Origin of the sequence: Brachybacterium phenoliresistens, from assembly GCF_039530785.1 — a bacterium.
Classification (GTDB): Bacteria; Actinomycetota; Actinomycetes; order Actinomycetales; family Dermabacteraceae; genus Brachybacterium; species Brachybacterium phenoliresistens.
In genome coordinates this window covers 169,297-193,827 of the sequence record NZ_BAAAOW010000006.1, presented here as the reverse complement: position 1 = coordinate 193,827, position 24,531 = coordinate 169,297, and the positions used below count along the sequence as shown (strand labels likewise).

Genomic DNA, 24,531 nt, shown 5'->3' with positions numbered 1-24,531 from the left:
GGTGCCTTCCGGTCAGAGGGGGCTGGGGGTGGACAGGTAGACGTCGAGCTGCGCCCTGATGTGGGCCAGCGCGTCCTCGGGCGACTGCGTGCCCTGCTGGACCAGCCCCAGCTGCGGGCCCACGGTGTTCTCGAAGGTCGAGCCGGAGCCGCCGTACCAGGCGGGGTCGTCGTAGTAGGTGTTGTCCGCGGCGGAGGCGTAGTCGGCCTGCGGTAGCAGCGCCGTGTACTCGGCGCTCTCGAAGGTGGGCAGGTAGGTGGGCACGTGCCCGCCCTCGGCCCAGGTCATCGACTGCTTCAGCAGCGAGGCGATGAAGCCCATCGCGCGGGCGCGGTCCTCGGGACTGCGGTCCTTGCGCGGCAGGATGAAGGTGTGCGAGTCGCCCTGGGTGGCGGGCCGGTCGAAGAGGGTCGGGATGGGGGCCATGCCGAAGTCGAGGCCCTCGATGGACTGGGCGGTGGAGATCTCCCATTCGCCCTGCAGGTAGAGACCGGCGTTGCCGACGAACATCTCCGTCTGGGAGCCGGCGTAGTCCAGGGTGCGGTTCAGCCACCCGTTCTCCACCCATGTCTCCACGCGGTGCATGATGTCGGAGAAGATCTCCTCGTCCACGGTGATGGAGGTGCCGCCGTCGGCGAGGAAGGGCGCGGCGCCGTCGTACTGGTTGTACAGCGACCAGAAGAAGCGCCAGGGCGTCGCGTTCTCGCTGACGTTCGCGACCGCCAGGGCGATCCCGCCGGTGACGGCGCTGATCTCCGCGAGGGCGGCCTCGAAGGTGTCGATGCCGCTGAGGTCCGTGATGCGGCCGTCGGGTTCCAGCAGCCCGGCCGGCTCCAGCACCGCCCGGTTGAAGAACATGACGAACGGGTGCGTGTCGAGGGGGATCGCGACGTTCTTCCCGTCGGTGACCTGGGCCTGCCACGCCTTGGCGTTGAAGTCGGCGGAGCTGAGGCCCACCCCGGCGAGGTCCTCCTCGGTGATCGCCTCCAGCAGCCCGCCGTCCCACAGGGGCTTGGCGCGGGTGAGGTGGGCGATCGCGACATCGGGCGGCTGGTTGCCGACGGTGGCGAGGGTGACCTTGGAGTAGTACGGGTTGCCCCAGGCGAAGGTGGTGGCCTGGAGGGAGGAGGGATCGCCCTGCTCCTGGCGGTAGACGTCCTCCATCGACTTCATGCGGCCGCCGTCGCCGCCGCCGAAGAGGTTCCAGTACACCAGGGTGCCGGGGGAGAGCTCGCTGCCCAGGAGTCCGGCGGCCAGGGGCGAGGAGCATCCGGCGAGGGCCGATGAGGCGGCCAGGGCTCCCGCGCCCAGAGCGCCGCGGCGTGTCAGCGTGGGGCGGGAGATCGGTCGATCGCGCATGGCATCACTCCGTCGTGAATGCGGGGTCCCCGGTGGGCGCCCGCCAGCACTGCATGTTTCAGACTAGGTTTCGCCGCGCGGGATGTCGAGGTTTCGGGCGGGGCGGGCGCGGGGGCTGTTCGAGAGGGTGTGATGGTATGTAACATTGCACACCAGAGTCGCGACGGCTGCGGTGACCGGGAGCATCGCGGCCCTCGTCCGCGAGCTGGTGGATCGGACCCTGCGCACGCGGGTCCGCGACCGAGAAGGAGAGACCCGATGACCGACGCCCCTGCCGCCCCTGCGCCTCCTGCCGCCGGCCCGGCCCGCCCGCCCCATGCCGGCACCCGCGCCCCGCGCCTGGCGGAGGTGCCCGCCTTCACCGCGCACATCGCCCAGGGCTGGGACGCCCCGGCCGTGCGCCCCGACCTGGTGCCCGGCACCGCGCGGGCGGCCGCGGAGCATCGCGCCCGGCTCAGCGCCGCACTGCCCGGGAGGACCCTCGTCCTCGCCTCCGGCACCGCGCCGATCCGCAACGACGACTGCGCTTACCTCTTCCGCCCCGACAGCTCCTTCGTCTGGGCCACCGGCTGCCAGGCCGAGGGCGCCGTGCTGGTGATGACCCCCGTCGCCGGCGGCCACGACGCCGTCCTCCACCTGCCGCCGCCCTTCCGGCCGGGGGAGACGGGGTTCTTCGGCGACGCCCTGCACGGGGAGCTGTGGGTCGGCGCCTCCCCGGGGCTCGAGGAGTGGGCCGAGGCGCTCGACCTCGCGGTGCGCCCCCGTGCCGCGCTCGCCGAGCGGTCCGGGGAGCTGGCCGGCGGATCCGCCGCCGCCTCGGTCCCGCAGGAGCTCGCCCGCGAGCTGGGGCTGCAGTCCGATGCGGAGCTGGACCGCACCCTGTCGGACCTGCGCATGATCAAGGACGCGTGGGAGGTCGCCCAGCTGCGCGCGGCGGTCGACGCCTCCGTCGACGGCTTCGCGGCCGTGGTCCGGGAGATCCCACGGGCCATCTCCGAGGGCCTCGGGGAGCGCTGGCTGCAGGGAACCTTCGACCGGCACGCCCGCACCCACGGCAACGGCCCCGGCTACTCGACGATCGTCGGCTCCGGCCCGCACGCCCCCGTGCTGCACTGGGTCCGCTGCGACGGGCCGATCCTGCCGGACGCCTCGATCCTGCTGGACATGGGCGTGGAGGCCCGCAGCCTCTACACGGCCGATGTCACCCGCACCGTCCCCGCCTCGGGCACCTTCACCGCCGCCGAGCGGCAGGTCCACGACCTCGTGGAGGCCTCCCACCGCGCCGGCCTCGCGCAGATCAGCCCCGGCACCGGGTACCTCGACTTCCACTACGCGGCGATGGAGGTCCTCGCCCAGGGCCTGCACGACTGGGGCGTGCTGCCGGTGTCCGTGGACGAGGCGCTGTCCCCGCAGGGCCAGCATCATCGGCGCTACATCGTCTGCGGCACCGGCCACCACCTGGGCCTGGACGTGCACGACTGCTCCCGCAGCCGGTACGAGGAATACATGGGCGCGCCGCTCGCCCCGGGCGTGGTGATGACCGTCGAGCCGGGGCTGTACTTCCATGCCCACGACCTCACCGTCCCGCCGGAGCTGCGCGGCATCGGCGTCCGCCTCGAGGACGACGTGCTGGTCACCGAGACCGGCTCCGAGGTGCTCAGCCGGGCGCTGCCCATCGACGCCGAGGGCATCCAGGAGTGGACCCGGGCCCGGCTCGGGGAGGCCCCGTGACCGGCGCCGCCCCGGCCCTCACCCCGGTCCCGCCGGGCCGCGTCGCCCTCGCGCCCGCAAGCGTCTTCTCCCCGGCGCAGGAGCGGATGCTGCACCTGGCCCGCACCTACCCGGTGGACCGGGCGCTGGCCGTGTTCCGCGCGAACGCGGGCCTGGACACCCGCGGCGCGCCGCCGCCGGGGACCTGGGAGGACCACGGCCATCCGCAGGAGGAGCCGTGGAGCGCCGAGGACTACCCCGGCCGCGAGCAGGCCCGCACCGCCAACCTGCTGCGCGGCCACTACGCCGGGCACCTCCTGTCGATGCTGGCCAAGGCCCATGCCGCCACCGGCGAGGAGCTGCTGCGCGGGAAGGCCCACGCGCTGGTCGCGGGCCTCGCCGAGGTGCAGCAGGCTCTCGCCGCCACCGGCCGGTACTCCCACCCGGGCTTCCTCGCCGCCTACGGCGAATGGCAGTTCTCGCGCCTGGAGGAGCTCGCGCCCTACGGCGAGATCTGGGCGCCGTACTACACGACCCACAAGATCATGGCCGGCCTGCTGGACGCCCACGAGCTCACGGGCAGCTCCCTCGCCCTCGAGGTGCTCGAGGGCATGGGCCGATGGGTCCACCACCGCCTCGCGCCCCTGGACCCGGGGCATCGGCAGCGGATGTGGTCGCTGTACATCGCCGGGGAGTTCGGCGGCATGAACGAGACCCTCGCGCGGCTGGCCGCCCTCACCGGCGAGGGACTGTTCCTCGAGACCGCCCGGATGTTCGACCAGGAGAACCTGCTGGAGGCCGGCGCCGCGGGCCGCGACGTGCTGGACGGCATGCACGCCAACCAGCACCTCCCGCAGCTCATCGGCTACCTGCACGAGCACGACCTCACCGGGGAGGACCGGTACCTGCGCACCGCGATCGCCCTGTTCGACCAGGTCGTGCCCGGGCGCATGTACGCCCACGGAGGCTCCGGCGAGAGCGAGCTGTGGGGTCCGGCCGGCACCGTCGCCGGGGACATCGGCCATCGCAACGCCGAGACCTGCGTCGCCTACGACCTCGTGAAGCTCGCCCGGCTGCTGCTGGCCCGCACCGGGGAGGAGAAGTACGCCGCCTACCTCGAGCGCGCGCTGACCAACCAGGTCGCCGGCTCCCGTCGCGCGGTCGACTCCGAGGTAAGCCCCGAGGTCACGTACATGTTCCCGGTGCATCCCGGGGCAGTGCGGGAGTACGACAACGCCGGCACCTGCTGCGGCGGCACGGGCCTCGAGAACCACGTGACCTACCCGGAGGGCCTCGCCCTCGAGGCACCCGGGCAGCTGTGGCTGCCGCTGCTGACCGACGCGGATATCGACGCCCGCACCGCGGGGCTGCGCCTGCGCGTGCGCACCGCCGGCGCCCTCGGCGGCCGCGCCGAGATCGAGGTCCTCGATGCTGCGGCCGATGCGGATGCCGATGCTGTCGACGATTCCGCGGTGGCGCTGCACCTGCGCATCCCGCGCTGGGCGGGGGCGGGTGCGCGCGTGCGCGTGGTCCTGGCCGATGCGGCGAGCATCGGCTCCGCGGAGGCATCGACCGGTCCTGCCGCGCGTCCCGCCCCGGCCGCTGACGCGGAGGAGCCGACCCTCCAGCCCGGCACCTTCCACGTCCTGCCGCGGCGCTGGCGGGCAGGGGACCGCGTCGAGCTGGACCTCCCGGCCGCCCCCGTCGCCGTGCCCACGATAGACGACCCCGACCTGCACAGCATCGAGACGGGGCCCACCGTGTGGCTGGCCCGCAGCGAGCAGTCCACGACGCTGGGCCTGCCCCTGCGCGGGCTGCGTCGCCTGGACGGGTCGCTGACCGGGGCACGGATCGCGCCCGACGCGCAGGGCATGCCCCTGCTCGAGCTCGCGGGCCTCCCCTTCGAACCCACCTGGTCGGGTGCGGAAGCCCGCTATCACCTGTATGTCCGTGCGGCCGATGACGAGGTCGCCTTCGCCGGCACGGCGAGCGGCGTGCCCGAGCGCCGCAGCGCCGAGGGCACGACGCTGCTGGCCGAGGTGTGGGCCGAGCCCGCGCCCGCCGACCGCGCCGCCTTCCTCGAACGGGTCCTCGACGTCGCCGCGCAGCGCCTGCGCACGGGGCTGCTCTCCCGGGACGAGGCCCGGGCCGTCCTCGAGGCCGCGGCGCGCGCCGACATCGACGGCTCGGGTGCCGAAGCCGGCGGTGCGCCCGATGCCGCCCCGACCCCCGAGCCCGCTCTGACCCCTGAGCCCGCTCCATCGGCCGGGGCCGCTGCGCCTGCCGGGCCCGAGCTGTCCGCCCTGCTCGCCCGTCTGCCTGCGGTGGATGCCCGCGCGATCCCGCCGACCGTGCGGATCGTGCTGGACGCGCAGCCCGCCGCGAGCGGCTGGTTCACCTCCGCGGTCCATGCCGACCTGGAGGTCCTCGGTGCGGAGGCAGCGGCCCGCGAGCTGCGCCTGGATACGGTGCGATGGCAGGAGGCGCACGGCCCGATCGCCGTGCCCGAGGGCGTCCACCGGATCGAGGCGCGGGTGCGCACGGCCGGCGGCGCGACCGCCCACGCGGTCCGGGAGGTCGCCGTGGACACCGTGCCGCCCGCCTCGACCGCACGGGTGAAGGACCTCGGCAGCGCCTGGGAGATCACCCTGGACGCGACGGACGAGACCTCGGGCCTGGATCGCATCCAGTGGGAGGGTCCCGGCACCTTCTGGGGCACCTTCCACGAGGCCTTCGTGCGCACCCTCACCGACACCGAGCAGGTCCTCGAGTTCGCGGCCACCGATCGCGCCGGCAACCAGGAGCCCCGGCAGCGCCTGGTCCTGCCGGCCCTGCCGGGCTGAGACGCCCCGTCATAGGCGGGCCCGGGCGGGGACCTCGCGGGCCAGCAGCAGCGCGACGGCGCCCAGCAGGGTGCCCGAGATCCAGCGCTGCCACCGCACCCAGCGCGGACGCTGCGCGAGGACGGCGGCGACCGAGCCCGCGGCCAGGATGATCAACGCGTTCACCGCGAGGCTCACCGTGATCTGCACGAGCCCGAGGGCGAGCACCTGCAGCAGGGCGCCGCCGCGCGAGGGGTCGAGGAACTGCGGGATCACGGACAGGTACAGGATCGCGGTCTTCGGGTTGAGCAGGTTCGTCAGGAGGCCGGCCCGGAACAGGCGGCCGGCGCCGTCGGGAGGGAGATCGCTCGCCGCGAGCACGCCCCGCCCTCCCGGGCGCAGCGCCGTCCAGGCCAGGTGCACGAGGTAGAGGACGCCGAGCGCCTTGATGCCGATGAACAGCCAGGGCACCGCGACGAGCACGGCCGCCAGGCCCAGCGCCGTCAGCAGCAGGTACGCCAGGAAGCCGGTGCCGGTCCCCGCGAGAGACACGAGCCCTGCTCGGCGTCCCTGGCCGATGCTGCGCGAGGCCAGGTAGACCATGTTCGGGCCCGGCGTGAGGACCATGACCAGGGCGGTGAGGGCCATGGCGGCCGCCGCGGCCGGGGACACGGGCAGCACGAGCGATGCGGGGATCATGCCCCGCAGTCTGGTGTCATGGTCTTATGCACCTCAACCCTTACGGCGAGTACGCGGTCCTGCTGGCCCGATCCCTCGCCGAGGACTGGCCGGCCGATCGCGCCGGCATCGTGGCGCGCACCCGCGAGTTCGGCATGAGCATGCCCTTCCCGGAGCGGGCCGGCGATCATGCGCGCTGCCGCGAGGTCCTGGACGAATGGCTGCGGGTGGTGGACGCCGACGCGAAGGCCGAACGGGCCGCGCTGCTGAACGCGATCATGGCGGAGGCCTCGGCCTACCCGCGGCTCACGGACCACCACGGGGAGGGGTGGCACCTGCACTACCGCGACGGCGACGACGACCTGCCGCTGGTCCTGCGGGCCGTGCTCGGCGTCGGCACCGCGCTGTTCCTCACCACCCGCGGCATGGGCCGGCTGGGGCGCTGCGCCGCCGCCCCGTGCACGCGGGTCATCGTCGACACCTCCCGCAACGGCACCCAGCGGTACTGCTCGCCCCGCTGCGGGAGCCGCGCCGCCGTCCGCCGCCACCGCGCCCGGCGCCGCCCCGCCTGATCGCCCGGGTCAGCCCTGCCAGATCGCCCGAGGAGGCCCCGGCGTCCGCCGCCGCGATGGGAAGGCGGTCAGCGATGCGTCAGGGGCGTGGCGCCGGGCACGCGCTCGCCGTCGACCAGGCGGGGGATCCCCAGCGGGTTCGCCTCCTGCAGGGCCGGGGGCAGCAGGACGTCGGGCAGGTCCTGGTAGGCGACGGGCCGCAGGAACCGGCTGATCGCGGCGGTGCCCACGCTGGTGGAGCCCGGGGCGGTGCTCGCCGGGTACGGGCCGCCGTGCTGCTGGGCGTGGGTGACGGAGACGCCGGTGGGCCAGCCGCCCCACAGCACCCGGCCCGCCCGGCGGGACAGGATCGCCAGCAGCTCGGCGACGTCCTCGTCCTCCTCGGCATGGAGGGTGGCGGTGAGCTGGCCGGTGAAGCTGCGGGCGATCTCCCGCAGCTGGGCGGTGTCCTCGTACTCGACCACCAGCGCCGCCGGGCCGAAGCACTCCGCCTCGAGCGCCTCGGGCTGCTCGAGCAGGCGCCGGCCGGTGGTACGCAGCAGGGTCGGTGCCGGGGCGGCCGGGCGTCCGTCCTCTCCCGCCCGCAGCACCTCGACGCCCTCGGTCTCGCGCAGGGCGGCGAGGGTCTCGGCGAAGCCCTCGGCGATCCGCTCGCCCAGCATGTCCTGCGCGGCGGGGAGCTCCGCCTGCTGCAGGTGCTCCAGGATGCGGGCGCCCGCGGGGACCAGGAGGGTGCCGGGCTTGGTGCAGAACTGCCCGGCGCCCAGGGTGAAGGAGCCGAGGAACCCGGCGGCGAGCTCCTCGGCGCGCGCGGCATCGGCCCCCGGGGTGAGGACGACGGGGTTGTTCGAGCCGAGCTCCCCGTAGAAGGGGATGGGCTCGGGCCGGGAGCAGGCGAGGTCGAACAGGGCCCGGCCCCCGGGGATGGACCCCGTGAACCCGGCGGCGCGGATCTGCGGATGCGTCACCAGGGCCGGCCCGGCCTCGAAGCCGTGGACCACGCCCAGCACCCCGGCCGGCAGGCCCTGCGCGACCAGCGCCTCGCGCAGGATCCCGGCGACGGCGTCGGAGAGCTCCGGATGCCCGGGGTGCGCCTTGACCACGACGGGGTCCCCGGCCGCGAGCGCCGAGGCGGTGTCCCCGCCGGCGACGGAGAAGGCGAAGGGGAAGTTGCTGGCGGAGAACACAGCCACCGGGCCGATCGGCTCGAGGACGCGGCGCAGGTCGGGGCGGGGCGCGCCCATCGGCCAGTCCGGGTCGGCGTGGTCGATGCGGGCCTCGAGGTGGGCGCCCTCGCGCAGGACGTCCGCGAACAGGCGCAGCTGGAAGCAGGTGCGCAGCAGCTCGCCGCGCAGCCGCGGCTCGGGCAGGTGCGACTCGGCGCGCGCGATCGGCACCAGGGTCTCCTCCTGCGCGGCGAGGGCGTCGGCGAGGTGCTCGAGCACCGCGGCGCGGCGGGCGGGGGTCAGGGCGGCGAAGGCGTCGGCGGCATCGGCCGCGGCGGCGACCGCGGTCTCGACGTCGGGGTGGCGAGCGGGGATGTCGCGGGTCATGCGGTGTCCTCTCGGTCGGGGAGCCCGGCAGCTGCCGGGCCGGTGGTCGGAGCGGGGCGGACGGGCGGGGTCCGGTCAGGGGCCGGGGCGCCGGCGGAGGCGTCGGCGGGGCCCTCGGGCTGCCCGAGGGTCGCCAGCGCCCCGAGGGTGACGGGGACGGAGAGCGGGCGGCGGGAGGCCGCGGCGAGGGCATCGGCGCCGGGGCGCCCGCCCTCGGCGGTCAGGCAGCCCACCGCGAGCGCGCACTCGCGCCCCTGGCACCATCCCATGCCCGCCCGGGTGAAGGACTTCGCGCTGCGGATGTCCCGCCCCTCGAGATCGCGGCGGGCGGCGAGGATCTCCCCGGCGCCGACCTCCTCGCAGCGGCACACGACCGTGTCCTCCTCGAGCAGGTCCGGCCAGGCCTCGGGCAGCGGGTGGGCGCGGTGCATCGCGCCGGCGACGGCGCGCAGGCGGCCGATGCGCCGCGCCGAGCCCGCCGGGACGGGCCTCCCGGCGGCGGTGCGGCCGATGCGCAGCCCCTCGGCGAGCGCGAGCGCGGCTCCGCCCACACCGGTGGTCTCGCCGGCGGCGAGCAGCCCGGGCACGGAGGTGCGGCCGGCGTCGTCGACCTCCAGCACGAGGGAGCTGTCGGCGTCGAGGCGGGTCGCGGCCCCCAGCGACAGGGGCAGCTCGAGCAGCGGGGTGAAGCCCCAGCCCAGGGCCAGCAGGTCGCAGTCGATCCGCCGCGCGGTGCCGGGCAGGACGGCGCCGCGGGCGTCGACGCGGGCGATCTCCACCGCCTCCAGCCGGTCCCGGCCCAGGGCGCGGGTGACGGCGGTGCGGGGCCGGTAGGGCACGCGGCGGCGGGCGAAGGCGGCCGCGTACTGCGCGCCCTCGAGCAGCTTCTCGGGCGCGGCGGCCAGGCGGTGGGCGTGCGGGAGCCATCGGCGCGGGTCGTGGGCCTCGCAGACGGCCAGCACGCGCGCGCCCGCATCGGCGAGTCCCGCGGCCACCGGCAGCAGGAACGGTCCGGTGCCGGCGACCACGGCGCGGCGCCCCGGGGCGGTGCCGGTGGTCTTCACGAAGGCCTGCGCGCCGCCGGCGGCCAGGACCCCGGGCAGGTCCCAGCCGGGGATCGGCAGCTGCCGGTCGTAGGCTCCGGTGCACACGGCCAGCTGCCGGGCCTCGAGCGCGCGGGTGCTGCCGGGGCCGGGGCCGCCGGGGGTGCGGGCGGCGCTCGCATCGGCGCTGGGGGTCACGTGCACGCGGAAGCCGGCCGGGCCACCGGCGCCGGCGATCGGTTCGATCATCCAGGCGTGGGTCGCGGGCAGGACGGCGATCCGTCCTGTCCCCACGTGGTGGGCGAGCCGTGCGCGCAGGCGGGTGAAGGTGCGCCAGCCGTGGTGTCCGTGGCCGTGCGCGGAGGGCACGTGCGCGGCGCCGTGGCGCCAGAACTGCCCGCCCGGGCGCAGGTTCGCGTCCACGAGGGCGACGGCGATGCCGGCATCGGCCGCGGTGACGGCGCAGGCCAGCCCGGCCGGGCCGGCGCCGATGACGATCAGGTCGCTGCTCATCGGCCCTCCTCGGGGTCGGGAGCGGGGGCGCCGGGCTCGCCGAGGACCATGCCGTCGGCGACCTCGACCAGGCAGGCGCGCTGGTCGGCGTATCCGTCGATGCGCAGCAGGCAGTCGTAGCAGACGCCGATCCCGCAGAACATGCCGCGCGGCCTGCCGCCCCGGCGGGTGGTGCGCCAGGCGTCGATCCCGGCGGCGATCAGCGCGGCCGCGACGGTGGTGCCCTCCGGGGCGGTGATCCGCCGGCCCTCGAGCGTGAGGGCGACCTCGCGCGGGGCCGGGGCCTGCGCGTCCCGGGAGCGGGCGGGGCGGCGGCTCATGCGGCCTCCTCGAATCGGGCGGGGGAGAAGGGTGCGAGATCCAGGGCGGTCTGCTGCCCGGTGAGGGCCTGGGCGAGCAGCACGGCCGTGCCGACGGACAGGCCGATGCCCGCGCCCTCGTGCCCGCAGGCGTGCCACAGCCCGGGCGCGCGCGGGTCCGGGCCGATCACCGGCAGATGGTCCGGGCAGTAGGGGCGGAACCCGTGGTAGTGCCGGAGGATCCGCACGTCCGCCAGGACGGGGAACAGGGCGGCGGCGCCGCGGGCGATCGCGCCGAGGGCCTGCGTGCTCACGGCGTGGTCGAAGCCCACCCGCTCCCGGCTGGAGCCGATCAGGACGGACCCGGCCGGGGTGCCCTCGACGACGGGGGAGGACTGCAGACCTGCCGCGGAGGAGCCGACGTTCCCGACGTACTCGGCGGCGTAGACCTTGTGGCGGATCATCGGCGGCAGCGGCTGGGTGACCAGCACGAATCCGCGCCGGGGGAGGACGGGGATCCTCGCCCCGGCCATCGCGCCGATGTCCGAGGCCCCGGTGCCGGCGGCGTTCAGCACGGCATCGGCCTCGAGGTCCCCGCCGGGGGTGCGCACGCCGGTCACGGCGTCGCCGCGGCGCAGCAGTCCGGTCACCGGGGTGCGGGGGCGCAGCTGCGCGCCGCGGAGCCGGGCCAGGCGCAGCAGGTGTGCGGCGGCGAGCATCGGCTGGACCTGGCAGTCCTGCGGGTAGAGGGCGCCGGCCAGGGCATCGGGGCTCAGGTGCGGCTCGGCCTCCCGCAGCGCCGCGGAGTCCAGCCAGGTGGCCTCCACCCCGTGCTCCGCCTGGGTCGCGACCAGGTGCTCGAGGCCGGCGACGCTCTCGGGGGTCGAGGAGACGATCACCCCGCCCTTGGCCTCGAACTCCCACAGCGGCGCGAACTCGGCCAGCTCGGTGCGCCACACGTCCAGGCTGAGCCGGGCGAGCGCCAGCTCGGGGCCCAGCTCCTTGTCCGAGAGCAGGAGGTTCCCCTCGCCGCGCGAGGACGTTCCCGAGGCCGGCAGGTCCCGGTCCAGGACCACCACCTCGATCCCCGCCCGGGCGGCGAAGTAGGCGCAGGCGCTGCCGAGGATCCCGGCGCCGATGATGATCAGCCGCATCGGACCGCCTCCGCGCCGGAGCCGCTCACTCCTGCTCCGCGCCCGCCCATTCGTGGCGCACGTGCTCGATGTGCTGGTGGGTGAGCTGCTCGAGGCCCGCCGCGTCCCCGGCGAGGGCCAGGTCCACCATCTCCTCGTGCTCCCGGGCCAGGGAGACGAGGGTGCCCTTCTCGGCCAGGGACTCCAGGCCGAACAGCCGCGAGCGGCGCCGCAGGGCCCGCACCTCCTGGACCAGGCGGTCGTTGCCGTGCAGGGCCAGGAAGTCCAGGTGGAAGCGCAGGTCCTGGTCGATGTACTGCACGAGGTCCCTGCGCGAGGCGCTCGCGACGATCTCCTGGGCGACGGCCCGCAGCGCCTCGACCTGCCCGGTGAGCTCCGCCGATCCCGGGACGCGCCGGGCGATGCGCGCCATCACCGGCGGCTCGATGAGGCGCCGCAGCTCCGCCAGCTCGTCCAGCTCGCGCGGGGACAGCTCCAGCACCCGGAAGCCCTTGTTGCGCACCGTCTCGATGTGCCCCTCCATGACGAGGTCCAGCATCGCCTCGCGCACCGGCGTCGCGGAGACCCCGAACTGCGCGGCCAGGCGCGGGGCGGAGTAGATCTCCCCGGGCTTCATCCGGCCGGCGATCACCAGGGCGCGCAGGGAGTCGGCCACGCTCTGGCGCAGGCTCTGCCGCTCCCCGAGCGCCGGCACGTCCCACGCGTCCTCGCCCTCGGCGATGGTGGACATGGGTGCCTCCGCTCTGCTCGTCGATGCCCGGCAGCCGTGCTCGGCGGTGCCCGTGACGTCCCTGGAACTGTAGTGGATCGTGCGGGGACGGGACGGGGAAGCACTCAGACATGGCCGGCGGCGCTCCCGTCATCCTCGGCGTCCAGCTCGAAGCCCTCCGGGTAGGGGTCGGTGGGGTCCAGCAGGTACGTCGCCGTGCCGGTGATCCAGGCGCGGCCGGTGATCTCGGGGATCACCGCCGCGCGCCCGGCGACCTCGGTCGTCCCGATCAGGCGGCCGGTGAACCGCGAGCCGATCAGCGAGGCGTTGACGAAGTCCTGCCGCAGCGCCAGCTCGCCGCGGGCGTGCAGCTGCGCCATGCGGGCGCTGGTGCCGGTGCCGCAGGGGGAGCGGTCGATCCAGCCGGGCCGGATCACCATCGCGTGCCGGGAGGAGCGGGCGTCGGAGCCCGGGGCGGCGACGTACACGTGGTGGACCCCGGCGATGTCGGGGCGCTCGGGATGGACGACCCGGCGCTGCGCGGCGATCGCGTCCAGCACCGCGAGCCCGGCCGCGGTGAGTGCGGAGGCGCTGCGCCGGGCGAAGGGCACGCCCAGGTCCTCGGCGCGGACGATCGCGTAGAAGTTCCCGCCGAAGGCCAGGTCGTAGGGCACGCGGCCGATGCCGGGCACCTCCACGTGGGCGTCGAGGTCCACCGCGAAGGAGGGCACGTTGCGCAGGGTGACGGCCCGGGCGGCGCCGTCCTCGACGGCCACGCGCACCGGCACCAGCCCGGCCGGGGTGTCCAGGGTGATCTCGGTGACCGGTTCGCGGACCTCGACCATGCCCGTCTCCACCAGCACGGTCGCCACGCCGATGGTGCCGTGCCCGCACATCGGCAGCACGCCGCTGACCTCGATGAACAGCACGCCGTGGTCGGCGCCCGGGACGGTGGGCGGCTGCAGGATCGCCCCGGACATGGCGGCGTGCCCGCGCGGCTCGAGCATCAGCAGCCGGCGCAGCCCGTCGCGCTCGGCGAGGAAGCGGTCGCGCCGCTCGGCCATGCTCGCGCCGGGCAGGGTGCCCACCCCGCCGGTGATGACGCGGGTGGGCATGCCCTCGGTGTGCGAGTCGACGGCGCTGTAGGCCACCCTCGAGCGCATGTCAGCGCAGCCCGGCGTCGAGGTGGCGCCGCACCAGGGAGCGGACCTCGGCCTCCTGCTCGGGCAGCAGCGGCTGGCGCGGCGGCCGGCACCGGGTGCGGGCCGCGCGGCCGATCATCTCCTGGCCGATCTTGATGGCCTGCACGAACTCCGTCTTCGTGTCCCAGCGCAGCAGGGCGTGCAGCTCCCGGTACAGGGGCAGGGCGGTGGCGACGTCCCCGGCGACGGAGGCCTCGTACAGGGTGCGGGTGGCCTGCGGGAAGACCTGGCTGAAGCCGGCCACCCAGCCCTTCGCGCCGCACAGCCCGACCTCGAGCACCGAGTCATCGGTGCCGATGATGAGGTCCATCCCGGGGGCGAGCTCGGCCAGCTCGTAGCATCGGCGCACATCGCCGCTGAACTCCTTGACCCCCACCACCAGCCCCTCGTGGTGCAGCTTCGCCAGCAGGCGCGGGGTGAGATCGACCTTGGTGTCCAGGGGGTTGTTGTAGGCGGTCACCGGCAGCCCGGCGGAGGCGACGAGCTCGAAGTGCTCGAGGATCGCCCGCTCGTCGGCGCGGTAGGCGTTGGGCGGCAGGGCCATCACCGCCTGGGCGCCGAGGTCGCGGGCCGCCTGCGCGTGGCGCAGGGACTCGCGGCCGGAGTAGGCGCCCACGCCCGGCATCACCGTGAACCCCTCCGGGGCGGCGTCGATCGCGGTGGCCACCACCGCGTCGCGCTCCTGCCAGGACAGGGACTGGTACTCGCCCAGCGAGCCGTTGGGGGCGACGCCGTCGCAGCCCTGCTCGGCGAGCCACGCCACGTCCGCGGCATAGGCCTCGTGGTCGATCTCCAGGTCCTCGCGGAACGGGAGGCTGCTGGCCACGATGATCCCGTGCCAGGGCTTGCGGTCGGTCATGGGTGGTGCTCCTTCGGGAGGTCCCGGGGTCGCCGCTTCGGCGGGGACGGTGGGGTCGTGGCAGGAGAGGGGACGGGGGCGTGCTCGGCGACGGCCTCCTCGACGTCGAGGCAGGTGCGGGCGCGCCCCTCGGGTCGATGATCGCCGGGCGGGCCGCCCGGCGCGCATCCGTCTCGGGATCGCAGAGGCGAGGGCTCGTCGCCGCGGCGGATCCGTTCCGGTGCGGCGCCGCACCCTGAGGGAAAGGTAACACATGATATGTACCATTGCACCAGTGAGCGCGCCGTCCCGCGCGCCGTCTCCGGCGGCGGTCCCGGGACGGGCGAGGGCCCCGCCCTCCCGCCGGGCCGGCGGGAGGACAGCGCCCCGGGGGTCCTGCGGGCGGGGTCAGCCCGCCTTGGAGCCCCACAGCGCGCGGCCGTCGGCGCCCATCACGGAGAAGGTCGGCGTCCACGCGGCGGCGGTCTCGTCCCAGCCGGGCGTGAAGACGCCGTCGAAGCGCTGCCCCTGGATCTGCAGCACCGCGCGGTGCCCGGCCTCCAGGCGCCACGTGCCCGTCACCGCGCCGGAGACGGAGCCGTCCTGGGCGAGGGTGATCTCCTGCGAGTCGACGATCTCGGGGCTGATGGCGCGGCCGTGGTCGACCAGGCGCCAGGAGCCGACGACCTCGGCCCGCTTCAGGCGGGTGCTCTTCGCGCCGGCCGCCGCCTCGCCCGCATAGCGGTGGGGGGAGACGACGGGCCAGCCGTCGCGGGTGTAGTGGATGCGGTGCACGCGCACCTGGTGGAACTCGCCGGTGCGCGGGAACCGTGCGTGGAAGATGAGGAAGACGTTCTCGGTGCCCGGCTCCGCCCAGGCGGAGACGTGCCCGGGGGAGACGTACCCCGGACCGCGCACCGCGTCCTCGCCCGTGCCGGTGACGAACTCGTGGTTGCCCATGAGCTTGAGGGCGTACGGCTCGATGGAGGCGTCGTCGAACAGCGGCAGCGAGGGATCCGCCTTGCACTCGCGCAGGTCCTGGCCCATCGGGTCGAGGTAGGGGCCGGTCACCGAGCGCGAGCGGCCCACGCGGATGTTGTAGCCGCCGTTCGCGTCCAGGCCGCCGAAGGTCAGCAGCAGGTAGTAGTAGCCGGTCTGCTCGGAGTAGAGCATGTACGGCGCCTCGATGCGGGCGTGGTTCCCGCCGATGAGGTGGGTGCCGTAGCCCTGGCCGGGCAGCGGGCGGCCGGTGACCGGGTCCACCTCGAGCACGAAGATGCCGCCGGAGTAGGAGCCGTAGAGCAGCTGGTGGCGGCCCTCGGCGTCGACGAACTCGTGGGGGTCGATGACGTTGGGGTGGACGGTGGCGTCGTAGATCGTCCCGTCCTCGCTGGGCTCGCCCCACATGCCCGAGCGCAGGAAGACGCCCTCGTCGACGTAGGGGCCCTCGATGCTGTCCGCGATCGCGGAGCCCATCGCCGAGCGCGGGGAAGAGCCCTCGCAGGCGCAGTAGTACATCCGGAAGCGGCCGTCGACGGTGTCGGTGACGTCCGCGGCCCAGAGGGTGGTGGTGTTCGCCCACTCGAAGGCCTCGGCCAGCTCGAGGGTGACGTCCTCGAACAGCGGGTTCTCGGGGGTGACGAGGTCCGCCACGCCCTCCCAGTGCAGGAGGTCGGGGGTCCGGGCGGCCGCCAGGTGCGAGCCGAAGACGTAGAACTGGCCGTCGGCGCGGATCACGGAGGGGTCGTGGACCGAGACGTCGGTGAAGCTGGGATCCGGCAGGTCCGTGCCCCCTCCGACGGGGCCGGCCTGCGCCGCGGCGGGCAGCAGGGCGGAGCCGCCGGCGGCGGTGGTGAGCACGAGCGTCGAGGTCAGCAGACGGCGTCGGGACAGGGGGTTCATGCGGGGACTCCTTCGTCCGGGGGAGGGTCGGCGATGATCTGCCCGGGACCTTACATCGTTGTAAACAACGATGGCAAGAGGCTGTTCACCACGGTGCGGAAGGCGCTCGGGTCAGCGCGCCGTCGCCGGCGCGCTCTCGCGGACCACCAGGGTGTGCGGGACGGTGGCCGTCCGTCCCGGGCCCTCGAGCCCGGCGATCCGCTCCAGCAGCATGTCCAGCGCGACCCGCGCCAGCTGCCGCGTGTCCGGGCTGATGGTGGTCAGGGCCGGGGAGGCGAAGGGAGTCTCGGGGATGTCGTCGTAGCCGGTCACGGCCACGTCCTCGGGCACGCGCAGGCCCCGCTCGCGCAGCGCGGTGAGGGCCCCGAGGGCGAGCTCGTCGTTGGCCGCCGCGATCGCCGAGACCTCGGGGTGCGCATCCAGCAGGGCGTGGGTGGAGACCCGCCCGTCGTGGCGGTGCCAGTCCGGGGCCGTCTGCTCGAGGGCATCGGCCGGGTCGAGCCCGGCCCGGGCCACGGCCTCGCGGAACCCGGCGATGCGCAGGGCCGCGGTGCTGTGCGCGGGCACCAGGTCCCCCGCCGGCAGGACGCCGAGGAAGGCGATCTGCCGGGGCTGGGCGGCCAGCAGGTGGGCGGTGGCCTCGGCCATGGCGGCGACGTTGTCCACCCGGGCGTAGTCCACCCCGTGGGGCAGGGCCTCCGGGTCCACGTGCTCGCCGATCAGGACCATCGGCTGCGGCAGCGACGCGAGCGCGGCGAGCCGCTCCTCCGGCAGCAGCAGGGGGTTGAAGATGATCCCGTCGCCCAGGGTCTGCCGGTGTCCCTCGATGAGCTCAAGCTCCTGCTCCAGCCCCTGGGAGAGGCTGTGCAGGAGGATCGTCCGCCGGCGCGCGCGGGCCTCGTCCACGAAGGTCTGCGCGAGGTCCGAGAAGTAGGCGAAGGTCAGCGAGGGGACCGCCAGGGTGAGGATGTCGCTGGTGCCCGAGCGCAGCTGCTTGCCCGCGATCTGCGGGCGGTACCCGAGCTCCTCGATGGCCGCCTGCACCTTCGCCCGCATCGACGGGCTCACGTGCGGGAAGTCGTTGACGACGTTGGAGACCGTCTTGACGGAGACGCCCGCCAGATCGGCGACGTCCCGCAGCCGCGGCGGGCGGCGACGGGGAGAGGGATCGGCGGGCATGGGTCGATTCTGTCACCGTCCCGGCCCCGGGGTCCCGTCCGTGCGGCGACGAGGCCCGCGCGGCGCCGCCGCCGCTGTGCTCCGGCGCCGCCGCGGGAGCGCGCCTCGCGCGCCGATGACGACGTGGGATTCCGGGGGTCGGAGGCCATTCGCGCCAGGGCGGACCAGGGGCGGACTGACGAAACAGCAGGTCAGAGGGCTAGCTCCGAACAGCGGCCCGTGCGGACCGGCGCGGGAGATGTGTTGCCGAGACGTGATCCGCGACACGGATTCTCACGTTAAACTCGGCCCAGCGCCGCAGTGCCGCGGCGTCTCGGAGCCTCGAAGGAGACGGCCATGACGACTCGTACGCGATTCACCCGACGCGGAGCGCTCGGTCTCGGAGGGATGGCGCTCGCCGGCGCCGGCCTCGCAGCCTGCGGCGGGAACACCGGGGGCCTGACGGACCCCGGCGGGGGAGGCGGCGGCCTCTCGCAGTGGTACCACCAGTACGGCGAGGAGGGCACGCAGGACGCCGCCAAGCGCTACGCCGCCGACTACGGGGAGGCGACGGTGACGGTCAACTGGGTCACCGGCGACTACGCCGCACGGCTCTCGACCGCTCTGCTCTCCGGCGGCGGCGTCGACGTGTTCGAGAACAACGCCATCGCCGTCGACCAGGCCGATCAGGGGCGGTACGTCGACCTCACCGACATCATGGAACCGGTCAAGGACCAGTTCAACGAGGCGTCCCTGGGCCCGGTCACGATCGACGGCCGGATCTGGGGAATCCCGATGATCCTGGACCCCCAGCACTTCTACTACCGCAGGAGCCTGTTCGAGAAGGCGGGCATCGCACCCCCGGAGACCTTCGACGACCTCGTCGCCGCGGCCACCGAGCTGACCACCCCCGACCAGAAGGGCCTCTTCCTCGGCAACAACTTCGACGCCTGCACCTGGCCGATGGTGTGGGCCGCGGGCGGCTCGCCGCTGAACGAGGCCAAGGACGCCGTCGCCTACAACACCCCCGGCTACGCCCAGGGCCTCGCCGCGATCCAGAGGATGATCAAGGACGACGTGCTCCTGACCGGAGCCCCCTCGGACTGGGCCGATCCCGCCGCCTTCGCCTCGGGCCTCGCCGCGATCACCTGGGGCGGCTGCTGGGCGCTGCCGGCCCTCGAGGACGCCCTGGACGACATCGGCGTCTTCCCGCACCCCGCCGTCGGCCCCGAAGGGCGGCAGGTCGCCTTCATGGGCGGCTGGAACGAGCAGGTCGCCGGGAATAGCGAGAACATCGAGGCCGCCATCGCCTACGCGAAGTGGCTGTGGATCGACCAGACCGAGCACCAGACGGACTGGGCGCTGAGCTACGGCTTCCACATCCCGCCGATCACCGCCGTCGCCGAGCAGGCCGAGGCCCTCAAGGAGGGCAACGGGCTCGAGATCGCCACCATGGCCGCGGAGATGGGGGTGACCGGCCCGCCGGAGTACACCGGCGACGTCGGCACCCCGCGCGACGACGCGATCAGCAACATCCTGAAGAACGGCGCCGATCCGGCCGAGGAGCTCGCCAAGGCCGAGGAGGCCAGCAACCGGGCGCTCGGCGCATGAGCGCGCGGACCGCGGCGCCGGCCGCCGTCCCCGTCGACCGCGCCGCGCGCAGCGGCCCGACCAGGATCCGCGGGAACGGGCTCGCGTTCTGGCTGTTCTTCACCCCGTTCCTGGTCGGGCTGCTCGTCTTCACCGTCCTGCCGCTGATCTGGGGCGCGACGCTGAGCCTGTTCGAGGCCCGGGGGACGGTCCTGCCCACCGAGTTCATCGGGCTGGACAACTTCCGCGGCTTCCTGGTCGACACGGCGTTCCTGCAGTCGCTGCGCACCTTCATCGTGTTCGCGCTGTGCATCGTGCCGGTGACGATGGCGGCGTCCCTCGCCCTGGCCGTCCTCGTCAACGGCCTGCCGCGGTTCCAGGCCTTCTTCCGCTCGGTCTTCTTCCTCCCCACCGCCTGCAGCTATGTCGTCGCCTGCGTCGTGTGGAGGCTCTCGCTGTTCAACGGGCTCGAGTCGGGCGTCGTGAACCAGATGCTCGGCCTGGTGGGGATCGACGCGATCTCGCAGTGGCTGTCCGCCTCGCCGTACTGGTGGATCGTCCTGGTCTCGGTGCGCCTGTGGCTGCAGGTCGGCTTCTACATGCTGCTGTTCCTGGCCGGGCTGCAGGCGATCCCCGCGCAGCTGTACGAGGCGGCCGCGGTCGACGGGCTGAGCCCCGGCGGCTTCTCGATGTTCCGCCTCATCACCCTGCCGCAGCTGCGCACCACCTCCGCGGCGGTGCTCCTGCTGCTGCTCATCGCGGCCTTCCAGGCGTTCGACGAGTTCTACAACCTCACCGGCAACAATCCCGAGACCCGCCCTCCGCTGGTCTATCTCTACAACGTCGCCCTGGGCCCGCAGCAGGACTTCGGGCGCGGCTCCGCGGGAGCCCTGGTCCTCACCGCGATCATGGTCCTCGCCGGGCTCCTGCAGACCTGGCTGATCGGCTTCGGGTCCGATGATGACACCCCGCGGCGCCGCCTGGGACGGCTGCGCCGCCGCGGAGGGCGCCCCGCCTCCCGCCCGGACCAGGGGGAAGCGGCATGAGCGCGCAGCTGCGCATCGTCGGCCAGAACCGGGGGAGCGCCGGCCTCGTGCTGCGCTACGGGATCGCGGGAGTGCTCGCGGTGGTCTTCCTCGTCCCGTTCTACGCGATGATCAAGACGGCCCTGTCCCCGAACGACGAGATCTACTCGCAGGACTTCGTGCTCTGGCCCCGCGACCCGCAGTGGCAGAGGATCCCCGAGCTGCTGGCGGACCCGCGCTATCTCGACGCGCTGAAGAACTCGGCGATCATGGCCGTGGCCTCGACCTCGCTCACGATCCTCATCGCGGCGCTGGCCGGGTACGCGCTGGTGCGCATCCCGCATCGGGCCGCGCGGCCGATGTTCGTGCTGGTGATCGTCGTCCTGCTGGTCCCGGCGACCACCGCGTTCGTGCCCAACTTCATCATCGTCGCCTCGCTGGGCTGGATCGGCACGCTGCAGGGTCTGATCGTGCCGGGCCTGTTCAGCGCGTTCAACGTGTTCCTGTTCCGGCAGTTCTACGTGAACTTCCCGCGCGAGATCGAGGAGGCCGCGTACATCGACGGCGCCGGGTTCTTCCGCACGTTCTTCCGGATCGTCTTCCCCAACACCCTGCCCTTCGCCTCGGCGCTCACCGTGCTCGGGCTGATCGGGTCCTGGAACGCCTTCCTCTGGCCGCTGGTCGTGGCGGGCGACGGGCAGAACGCGATGACCGTGCAGATCTACCTGTCCTCCTTCCTCACCGCGCAGACCTTCGACTACGGGGGACTGTTCATGGCGGCGACGGTCAGCCTCATCCCGGTGCTGGCCGTGTTCTTCGTCCTCCAGCGCTACCTGGTCGCGGGCATCGCCGCGACGGGGCTCAAGGGATGAGGGCCGACGGCGCGGGGCCGGACCCTCAGCAGGCTGCCTCCCGGGCGACCCCCGCCTGGGAGGCGCCCCTCGCGGACCCGGCCGTGGTCCGCGTGCCCGGCGGCTGGATCGCCTACGGCACCGGTCCCGTCCGGGACGGGCGGGCGGCGCCCGCGGCGGTCTCCGCGGACCTCGTGACCTGGGTCGGGATCGGGGGCGTGCTCGAGGCCCTCGGGCCGGAGGCGGGGGACTCCTACTGGGCGCCGGAGGTGTGCGCGCGGGACGGCGCATGGTGGATGTACTACTCCGTCGGGCACGGCGATCGGGGTCATCGCCTGCGCGTGGCCCGGGCCGACGGGCCCACCGGGCCTTTCCGCGACCTGGGGGTCGTGCTCACCCCGGACGAGCTGTTCGCGATCGACGCCTCGCCGTGCCGCCTCGAGGACGGCAGCTGGTGGCTGTTCTTCGCCCGGGACGTGCTGGACCACGACCGGCCGGGGACGCACCTGGCCGCGGCGCCCCTGCTCACACCGACCGAGCTGGGCGAGACCGTCCCCGTCCTCGCGCCGTACGACGACAGCCAGATCTTCGCCCGGGAGCGGCCCATGCACGGCGGCACCCATACCTGGCACACCCTCGAGGGCCCGCACGTCGTGGCCCGTGACGGGATCCTGTTCCTGACCTTCTCCGCCGGATCGTGGCAGGGAGCCGGATATCGCACCGCCTGGGCCTGGGCCGCCTCCCCGCGGGGACCGTGGACGGTGCCGCCGCCCCCGGACGACGTGCTGCTGCGCAGCGACGGGGAGTTCATCGGCCCCGGCCACAGCTCCTGCACCCGCGGACCCGACGGGCAGGACGTCATCGCCTTCCACGCCTGGGACGAGGCCGCCAGCGGCCGGTACATGCATCTGCGTCCGCTCGAGGTGGACGCCGCAGGGCCGGCGCTGCGGGTCCGGCGGGATCAGCGGGAGTAGCGCAGGATCCGGTAGCGCAGCCCCGAGGCCGACTCGTGCCAGCCCTGCGGCGGGTCGGCCTCGGCGAGGCGCGCCTCGCCCGGGATCTCCGGGGCGGTGGTGTCTCCCGCGACCTCGAGGTCGATCTCGGTGACCACGAGCAGGTCCGCCCGGTCCATCGCCTCGCGGTAGACGCGGCCGCCGCCGATCACCCAGGTCGTCCCCGCCTCCTGGCCCTCGGCCTCGCGCCGGTCCAGGTCCGCGGAGGCCAGCGCGAGCGCCTCCTCGAGATCGCGGGCACGCCGCGCACCCTCGGCCGCGAAGGCGTCGTCCGAGGTGATGACGATGTTCGTGCGACCGGGCAGGGGGCGGTACCGCGGCGGGAAGGACTCCCAGGTGCGCCGCCCCATCACCACGGGCGATCCCGCCGTGGTGCGCGAGAAGTGGCGCAGGTCCTCCGGCAGATGCCAGGGCATGGTGCCTCCCGCGCCGATCACGCCGCCGCGCGCCTGCGCCCAGATCAGACCGATGCGCCGCGCTGCGGGGCCTGTCCCTGGTCCGGGACCTGCCTCCGGTCCGGGGCCTGCCTCCGGTCCGGGGCCTGCCTCCGGCCCGGCGACGCTCACACCGCCACCGGCGCGGCGATGCCCTTGTGGTGCTGGTAGTCCACGATCTCGAAGTCCTCGAGGGCGTAGTCCAGGATGCTCTCCGGCCGACGGCCGATGCGCAGCGTCGGCGCGGGGAACGGATCGCGGGCCAGCTGCCGCTGCACCTGCTCGACGTGGTTGTCGTAGATGTGGCAGTCCCCGCCGGTCCACACGAAGTCCCCGACCTCGAGATCGGTCTGCTGGGCGACCATGTGGGTGAGCAGCGCGTAGCTGGCGATGTTGAACGGCACCCCCAGGAACAGGTCCGCGCTGCGCTGGTACAGCTGGCAGGACAGCTTCCCCTCGATCACCGCGAACTGGAACAGGGCGTGGCAGGGGGCGAGCGCCATCTGCGGGATGTCCGCCGGGTTCCAGGCCGAGACGATCAGGCGGCGGGAATCGGGGTTCGTGCGGATCTGCTCGACGACCTGCGTGATCTGGTCGATCACGCCGCCGTCGGGGGTGGGCCAGGAGCGCCACTGGGCGCCGTAGACGGGGCCCAGGTCCCCGTTCTCATCGGCCCATTCGTCCCAGATGCTCACGCCGCGCTCCTGCAGCCAGCGCACGTTGGTGTCCCCGCGCAGGAACCACAGCAGCTCCAGGGCGAGGGAGCGGAAGTGCACGCGCTTGGTCGTGATCAGCGGGAAGCCCTGGGAGAGGTCGAAGCGCAGCTGGCGGCCGAAGACGGTGCGGGTGCCGGTGCCGGTGCGGTCGCCCTTGGGGGCGCCGGTCTCCAGCACCTCGCGCAGGAGGTCCTCGTAGGGGGTGGGGATGGTCATCGGGCGGGCTCCTTCTCGGCGGGCGGGGCGGCGGCGGTCTCGGGGGCGGGGCCCGGTGGGGCGGTGCTCTCGCGCACCACCAGCGTGTACGGGGTGAGGACGACCCGCGGCGGGCCGTCGTGGCCGCGCACGCGCTCGGTCAGCAGGTCCAGCGCGGTGCGGGCCAGGGCCTCCTTGTCGGGGGAGATCGAGCTCAGCGGGGGAGCGGTGAACAGGGCGTCGGGCACGTCGTCGTAGCCGATCACGGCGACGTCCTCGGGGACCCTCCGGCCCGCGCGGCGCAGGGCGGCGAGGGCGCCGATGGCGAGCTCGTCGTTGGCGCAGACCAGCCCGTCCACGTCGATGCCGCGCTCCAGCAGCGCCTCGGCGCCCGCCAGCCCGTCGGAGCGGTGCCAGTCCGCGACCTCCTGGACGATGGCCTCGCGCGGGTCGATCCCGTGCTCGGCCAGCGCGCTGAGGTAGCCGTCGCGGCGCAGGGTCCCCGAGCTGTGCGGCTGGGCGCCGACGGCCGTGGTGATCTGGCCGATGAACGCGACCTTGCGCCGCCCGGTCTCCAGCAGGTGCGCCGTCGCGTCGTGCGCGGCAGAGACGTTGTCGATCTTCACGTAGTCGCAGCCCTGGGGGAGCGTCTCGGGGAGGTGCTCGCCGATGAAGACGGTGGGCTGGCTGGTCCGCTCCAGGGCGGCGATGCGCTCCTCCTCGAGCAGGAGGGGGCTGAAGACGACGCCGTCGCCGAGGACGCGCTTGAAGCCCTCCAGCACGTTGCGCTCCTCCTCGGAGCCGGCCCGCGTCGAGTGCAGCAGCGCCGTCTGGCCGCGCCGCTGCGCCTCCTCGATGAAGGCCTGGGCGAGGTGCGAGAAGTAGGTGAACGCCAGCGACGGCAGCGCCAGGGTGATCAGCCCGCTCTCCCCGGTGCGCAGCTGCTGCGCGGCGACCTGGGGGCGGTACCCGACCTGCGCGATCGCCGCGCGCACCCGCTCGCGGGTGGCCTCGCTGACGTGCGGGTATTCGTGCACGACGTTGGAGACGGTCTTGATCGAGACGCCCGCGATCCCGGCGACATCGCGCAGCGTGGGTGGGCGATGGGGGCCGGAGCGGGCGGTCGTGCTCATGGCGCCGATTGTTGCATCCCCCCGGCGGCCCCGGGGCGGAGGGACGCGGCCGAGCCCGCCGG

General features: G+C 74.3%; 21 protein-coding genes. 7 read left to right on the top strand and 14 right to left on the bottom strand.

Features of this window, described 5'->3' with window-relative positions:
• Positions 1–12 precede the first annotated feature (12 nt).
• Positions 13–1,359 (bottom strand): extracellular solute-binding protein, encoded by a 1,347-nt coding sequence (locus ABD234_RS13810; protein WP_051486990.1) that lies wholly within the window; start codon positions 1,357–1,359, stop codon positions 13–15.
• A gap of 258 nt (positions 1,360–1,617) precedes the next feature.
• On the opposite strand from ABD234_RS13810, the gene ABD234_RS13805 reads away from it, so the two are divergent.
• Positions 1,618–3,090, top strand: a complete 1,473-nt coding sequence (locus ABD234_RS13805; RefSeq protein WP_344357271.1) for an aminopeptidase P family protein — start codon at positions 1,618–1,620, stop codon at positions 3,088–3,090.
• A complete protein-coding gene (locus ABD234_RS13800) occupies positions 3,087–5,912 on the top strand; it encodes a beta-L-arabinofuranosidase domain-containing protein (protein ID WP_051486988.1) in 2,826 nt (941 codons plus the stop codon). The genes ABD234_RS13805 and ABD234_RS13800 overlap by 4 nt, the downstream gene beginning before the upstream one ends.
• Before the next feature lie 9 nt (positions 5,913–5,921).
• Here ABD234_RS13800 and ABD234_RS13795 read toward each other — a convergent pair whose 3' ends face one another.
• Positions 5,922–6,590, bottom strand: a complete 669-nt coding sequence (locus ABD234_RS13795; RefSeq protein WP_051486987.1) for a LysE family translocator — start codon at positions 6,588–6,590, stop codon at positions 5,922–5,924.
• Positions 6,591–6,616: 26 nt separating this feature from the next.
• Between ABD234_RS13795 and ABD234_RS13790 the strand changes: the two genes are divergently transcribed.
• Positions 6,617–7,141, top strand: a complete 525-nt coding sequence (locus ABD234_RS13790; protein ID WP_038373507.1) for a CGNR zinc finger domain-containing protein — start codon at positions 6,617–6,619, stop codon at positions 7,139–7,141.
• Between the two features lie 68 nt (positions 7,142–7,209).
• Here ABD234_RS13790 and ABD234_RS13785 read toward each other — a convergent pair whose 3' ends face one another.
• The 9 genes from ABD234_RS13785 to ABD234_RS13745 all read right to left on the bottom strand — a co-directional run bounded on the left by ABD234_RS13785 (position 7,210) and on the right by ABD234_RS13745 (position 17,533).
• A complete protein-coding gene (locus tag ABD234_RS13785; protein ID WP_038373505.1) occupies positions 7,210–8,694 on the bottom strand; it encodes an aldehyde dehydrogenase (NADP(+)) in 1,485 nt (494 codons plus the stop codon).
• A complete protein-coding gene (locus tag ABD234_RS13780; RefSeq protein WP_084148569.1) occupies positions 8,691–10,250 on the bottom strand; it encodes an NAD(P)/FAD-dependent oxidoreductase in 1,560 nt (519 codons plus the stop codon). Before ABD234_RS13780 ends, ABD234_RS13785 begins: the two co-directional genes overlap by 4 nt.
• On the bottom strand, positions 10,247–10,570 hold the full coding sequence (locus ABD234_RS13775; RefSeq protein ID WP_051486986.1) for a (2Fe-2S)-binding protein: 324 nt from the start codon (positions 10,568–10,570) through the stop codon (positions 10,247–10,249). The genes ABD234_RS13780 and ABD234_RS13775 overlap by 4 nt, the downstream gene beginning before the upstream one ends.
• Complete coding sequence (locus ABD234_RS13770) at positions 10,567–11,703, bottom strand: NAD(P)/FAD-dependent oxidoreductase (protein WP_038373504.1); 1,137 nt, start codon at positions 11,701–11,703, stop codon at positions 10,567–10,569. Before ABD234_RS13770 ends, ABD234_RS13775 begins: the two co-directional genes overlap by 4 nt.
• A gap of 25 nt (positions 11,704–11,728) precedes the next feature.
• Complete coding sequence (locus ABD234_RS13765) at positions 11,729–12,433, bottom strand: GntR family transcriptional regulator (protein WP_051486985.1); 705 nt, start codon at positions 12,431–12,433, stop codon at positions 11,729–11,731.
• A 104-nt stretch (positions 12,434–12,537) separates the two neighbouring features.
• Positions 12,538–13,575, bottom strand: a complete 1,038-nt coding sequence (locus tag ABD234_RS13760; RefSeq protein WP_344357260.1) for a proline racemase family protein — start codon at positions 13,573–13,575, stop codon at positions 12,538–12,540.
• A 1-nt stretch (position 13,576) separates the two neighbouring features.
• Complete coding sequence (locus tag ABD234_RS13755; RefSeq protein WP_344357257.1) at positions 13,577–14,473, bottom strand: dihydrodipicolinate synthase family protein; 897 nt, start codon at positions 14,471–14,473, stop codon at positions 13,577–13,579.
• Positions 14,474–14,860: 387 nt separating this feature from the next.
• Positions 14,861–16,354: a glycoside hydrolase family 43 protein gene (locus tag ABD234_RS13750; RefSeq protein WP_038373502.1), complete on the bottom strand. Its 1,494-nt coding sequence runs from the start codon at positions 16,352–16,354 to the stop codon at positions 14,861–14,863.
• 111 nt (positions 16,355–16,465) lie between these two features.
• Positions 16,466–17,533: a LacI family DNA-binding transcriptional regulator gene (locus ABD234_RS13745; protein ID WP_051486983.1), complete on the bottom strand. Its 1,068-nt coding sequence runs from the start codon at positions 17,531–17,533 to the stop codon at positions 16,466–16,468.
• Positions 17,534–17,869: 336 nt separating this feature from the next.
• On the opposite strand from ABD234_RS13745, the gene ABD234_RS13740 reads away from it, so the two are divergent.
• The 4 genes from ABD234_RS13740 to ABD234_RS13725 are packed head-to-tail and all read left to right on the top strand — an operon-like array spanning position 17,870 to position 21,952.
• Positions 17,870–19,123, top strand: a complete 1,254-nt coding sequence (locus ABD234_RS13740) for an ABC transporter substrate-binding protein (RefSeq protein ID WP_038373500.1) — start codon at positions 17,870–17,872, stop codon at positions 19,121–19,123.
• Positions 19,120–20,148, top strand: coding sequence for a carbohydrate ABC transporter permease (locus tag ABD234_RS13735; protein WP_232226445.1), 1,029 nt, complete (start codon positions 19,120–19,122; stop codon positions 20,146–20,148). The genes ABD234_RS13740 and ABD234_RS13735 overlap by 4 nt, the downstream gene beginning before the upstream one ends.
• Entirely contained in the window at positions 20,145–20,999 is an 855-nt protein-coding gene (locus ABD234_RS13730; protein WP_038373499.1) for a carbohydrate ABC transporter permease, read from the top strand. The genes ABD234_RS13735 and ABD234_RS13730 overlap by 4 nt, the downstream gene beginning before the upstream one ends.
• Positions 20,996–21,952: a glycoside hydrolase family 43 protein gene (locus tag ABD234_RS13725; RefSeq protein ID WP_038373498.1), complete on the top strand. Its 957-nt coding sequence runs from the start codon at positions 20,996–20,998 to the stop codon at positions 21,950–21,952. The genes ABD234_RS13730 and ABD234_RS13725 overlap by 4 nt, the downstream gene beginning before the upstream one ends.
• Here ABD234_RS13725 and ABD234_RS13720 read toward each other — a convergent pair.
• From ABD234_RS13720 to ABD234_RS13710, 3 genes are all read right to left on the bottom strand, one after another.
• Positions 21,940–22,461, bottom strand: coding sequence for a dihydrofolate reductase (locus tag ABD234_RS13720; RefSeq protein WP_038373585.1), 522 nt, complete (start codon positions 22,459–22,461; stop codon positions 21,940–21,942). The genes ABD234_RS13725 and ABD234_RS13720 overlap by 13 nt on opposite strands.
• Before the next feature lie 92 nt (positions 22,462–22,553).
• Positions 22,554–23,357 (bottom strand): thymidylate synthase, encoded by an 804-nt coding sequence (locus ABD234_RS13715; protein WP_038373497.1) that lies wholly within the window; start codon positions 23,355–23,357, stop codon positions 22,554–22,556.
• Entirely contained in the window at positions 23,354–24,469 is a 1,116-nt protein-coding gene (locus ABD234_RS13710) for a LacI family DNA-binding transcriptional regulator (RefSeq protein WP_051486981.1), read from the bottom strand. Before ABD234_RS13710 ends, ABD234_RS13715 begins: the two co-directional genes overlap by 4 nt.
• Positions 24,470–24,531: the final 62 nt, after the last annotated feature.

Bases quoted from the DNA above. Each gene is read 5' to 3' on its own strand.
- ABD234_RS13810 (WP_051486990.1), bottom strand. From the start codon at position 1,359: ATGCGCGATCGACCGATCTCCCGCCCCACGCTGACACGCCGCGGCGCT.
- ABD234_RS13805 (WP_344357271.1), top strand. From the start codon at position 1,618: ATGACCGACGCCCCTGCCGCCCCTGCGCCTCCTGCCGCCGGCCCGGCC.
- ABD234_RS13795 (WP_051486987.1), bottom strand. From the start codon at position 6,590: ATGATCCCCGCATCGCTCGTGCTGCCCGTGTCCCCGGCCGCGGCGGCC.
- ABD234_RS13790 (WP_038373507.1), top strand. From the start codon at position 6,617: ATGCACCTCAACCCTTACGGCGAGTACGCGGTCCTGCTGGCCCGATCC.
- ABD234_RS13785 (WP_038373505.1), bottom strand. From the start codon at position 8,694: ATGACCCGCGACATCCCCGCTCGCCACCCCGACGTCGAGACCGCGGTC.
- ABD234_RS13780 (WP_084148569.1), bottom strand. From the start codon at position 10,250: ATGAGCAGCGACCTGATCGTCATCGGCGCCGGCCCGGCCGGGCTGGCC.
- ABD234_RS13775 (WP_051486986.1), bottom strand. From the start codon at position 10,570: ATGAGCCGCCGCCCCGCCCGCTCCCGGGACGCGCAGGCCCCGGCCCCG.
- ABD234_RS13770 (WP_038373504.1), bottom strand. From the start codon at position 11,703: ATGCGGCTGATCATCATCGGCGCCGGGATCCTCGGCAGCGCCTGCGCC.
- ABD234_RS13765 (WP_051486985.1), bottom strand. From the start codon at position 12,433: ATGTCCACCATCGCCGAGGGCGAGGACGCGTGGGACGTGCCGGCGCTC.
- ABD234_RS13760 (WP_344357260.1), bottom strand. From the start codon at position 13,575: ATGCGCTCGAGGGTGGCCTACAGCGCCGTCGACTCGCACACCGAGGGC.
- ABD234_RS13755 (WP_344357257.1), bottom strand. From the start codon at position 14,473: ATGACCGACCGCAAGCCCTGGCACGGGATCATCGTGGCCAGCAGCCTC.
- ABD234_RS13750 (WP_038373502.1), bottom strand. From the start codon at position 16,354: ATGAACCCCCTGTCCCGACGCCGTCTGCTGACCTCGACGCTCGTGCTC.
- ABD234_RS13745 (WP_051486983.1), bottom strand. From the start codon at position 17,533: ATGCCCGCCGATCCCTCTCCCCGTCGCCGCCCGCCGCGGCTGCGGGAC.
- ABD234_RS13740 (WP_038373500.1), top strand. From the start codon at position 17,870: ATGACGACTCGTACGCGATTCACCCGACGCGGAGCGCTCGGTCTCGGA.
- ABD234_RS13735 (WP_232226445.1), top strand. From the start codon at position 19,120: ATGAGCGCGCGGACCGCGGCGCCGGCCGCCGTCCCCGTCGACCGCGCC.
- ABD234_RS13730 (WP_038373499.1), top strand. From the start codon at position 20,145: ATGAGCGCGCAGCTGCGCATCGTCGGCCAGAACCGGGGGAGCGCCGGC.
- ABD234_RS13725 (WP_038373498.1), top strand. From the start codon at position 20,996: ATGAGGGCCGACGGCGCGGGGCCGGACCCTCAGCAGGCTGCCTCCCGG.
- ABD234_RS13715 (WP_038373497.1), bottom strand. From the start codon at position 23,357: ATGACCATCCCCACCCCCTACGAGGACCTCCTGCGCGAGGTGCTGGAG.
- ABD234_RS13710 (WP_051486981.1), bottom strand. From the start codon at position 24,469: ATGAGCACGACCGCCCGCTCCGGCCCCCATCGCCCACCCACGCTGCGC.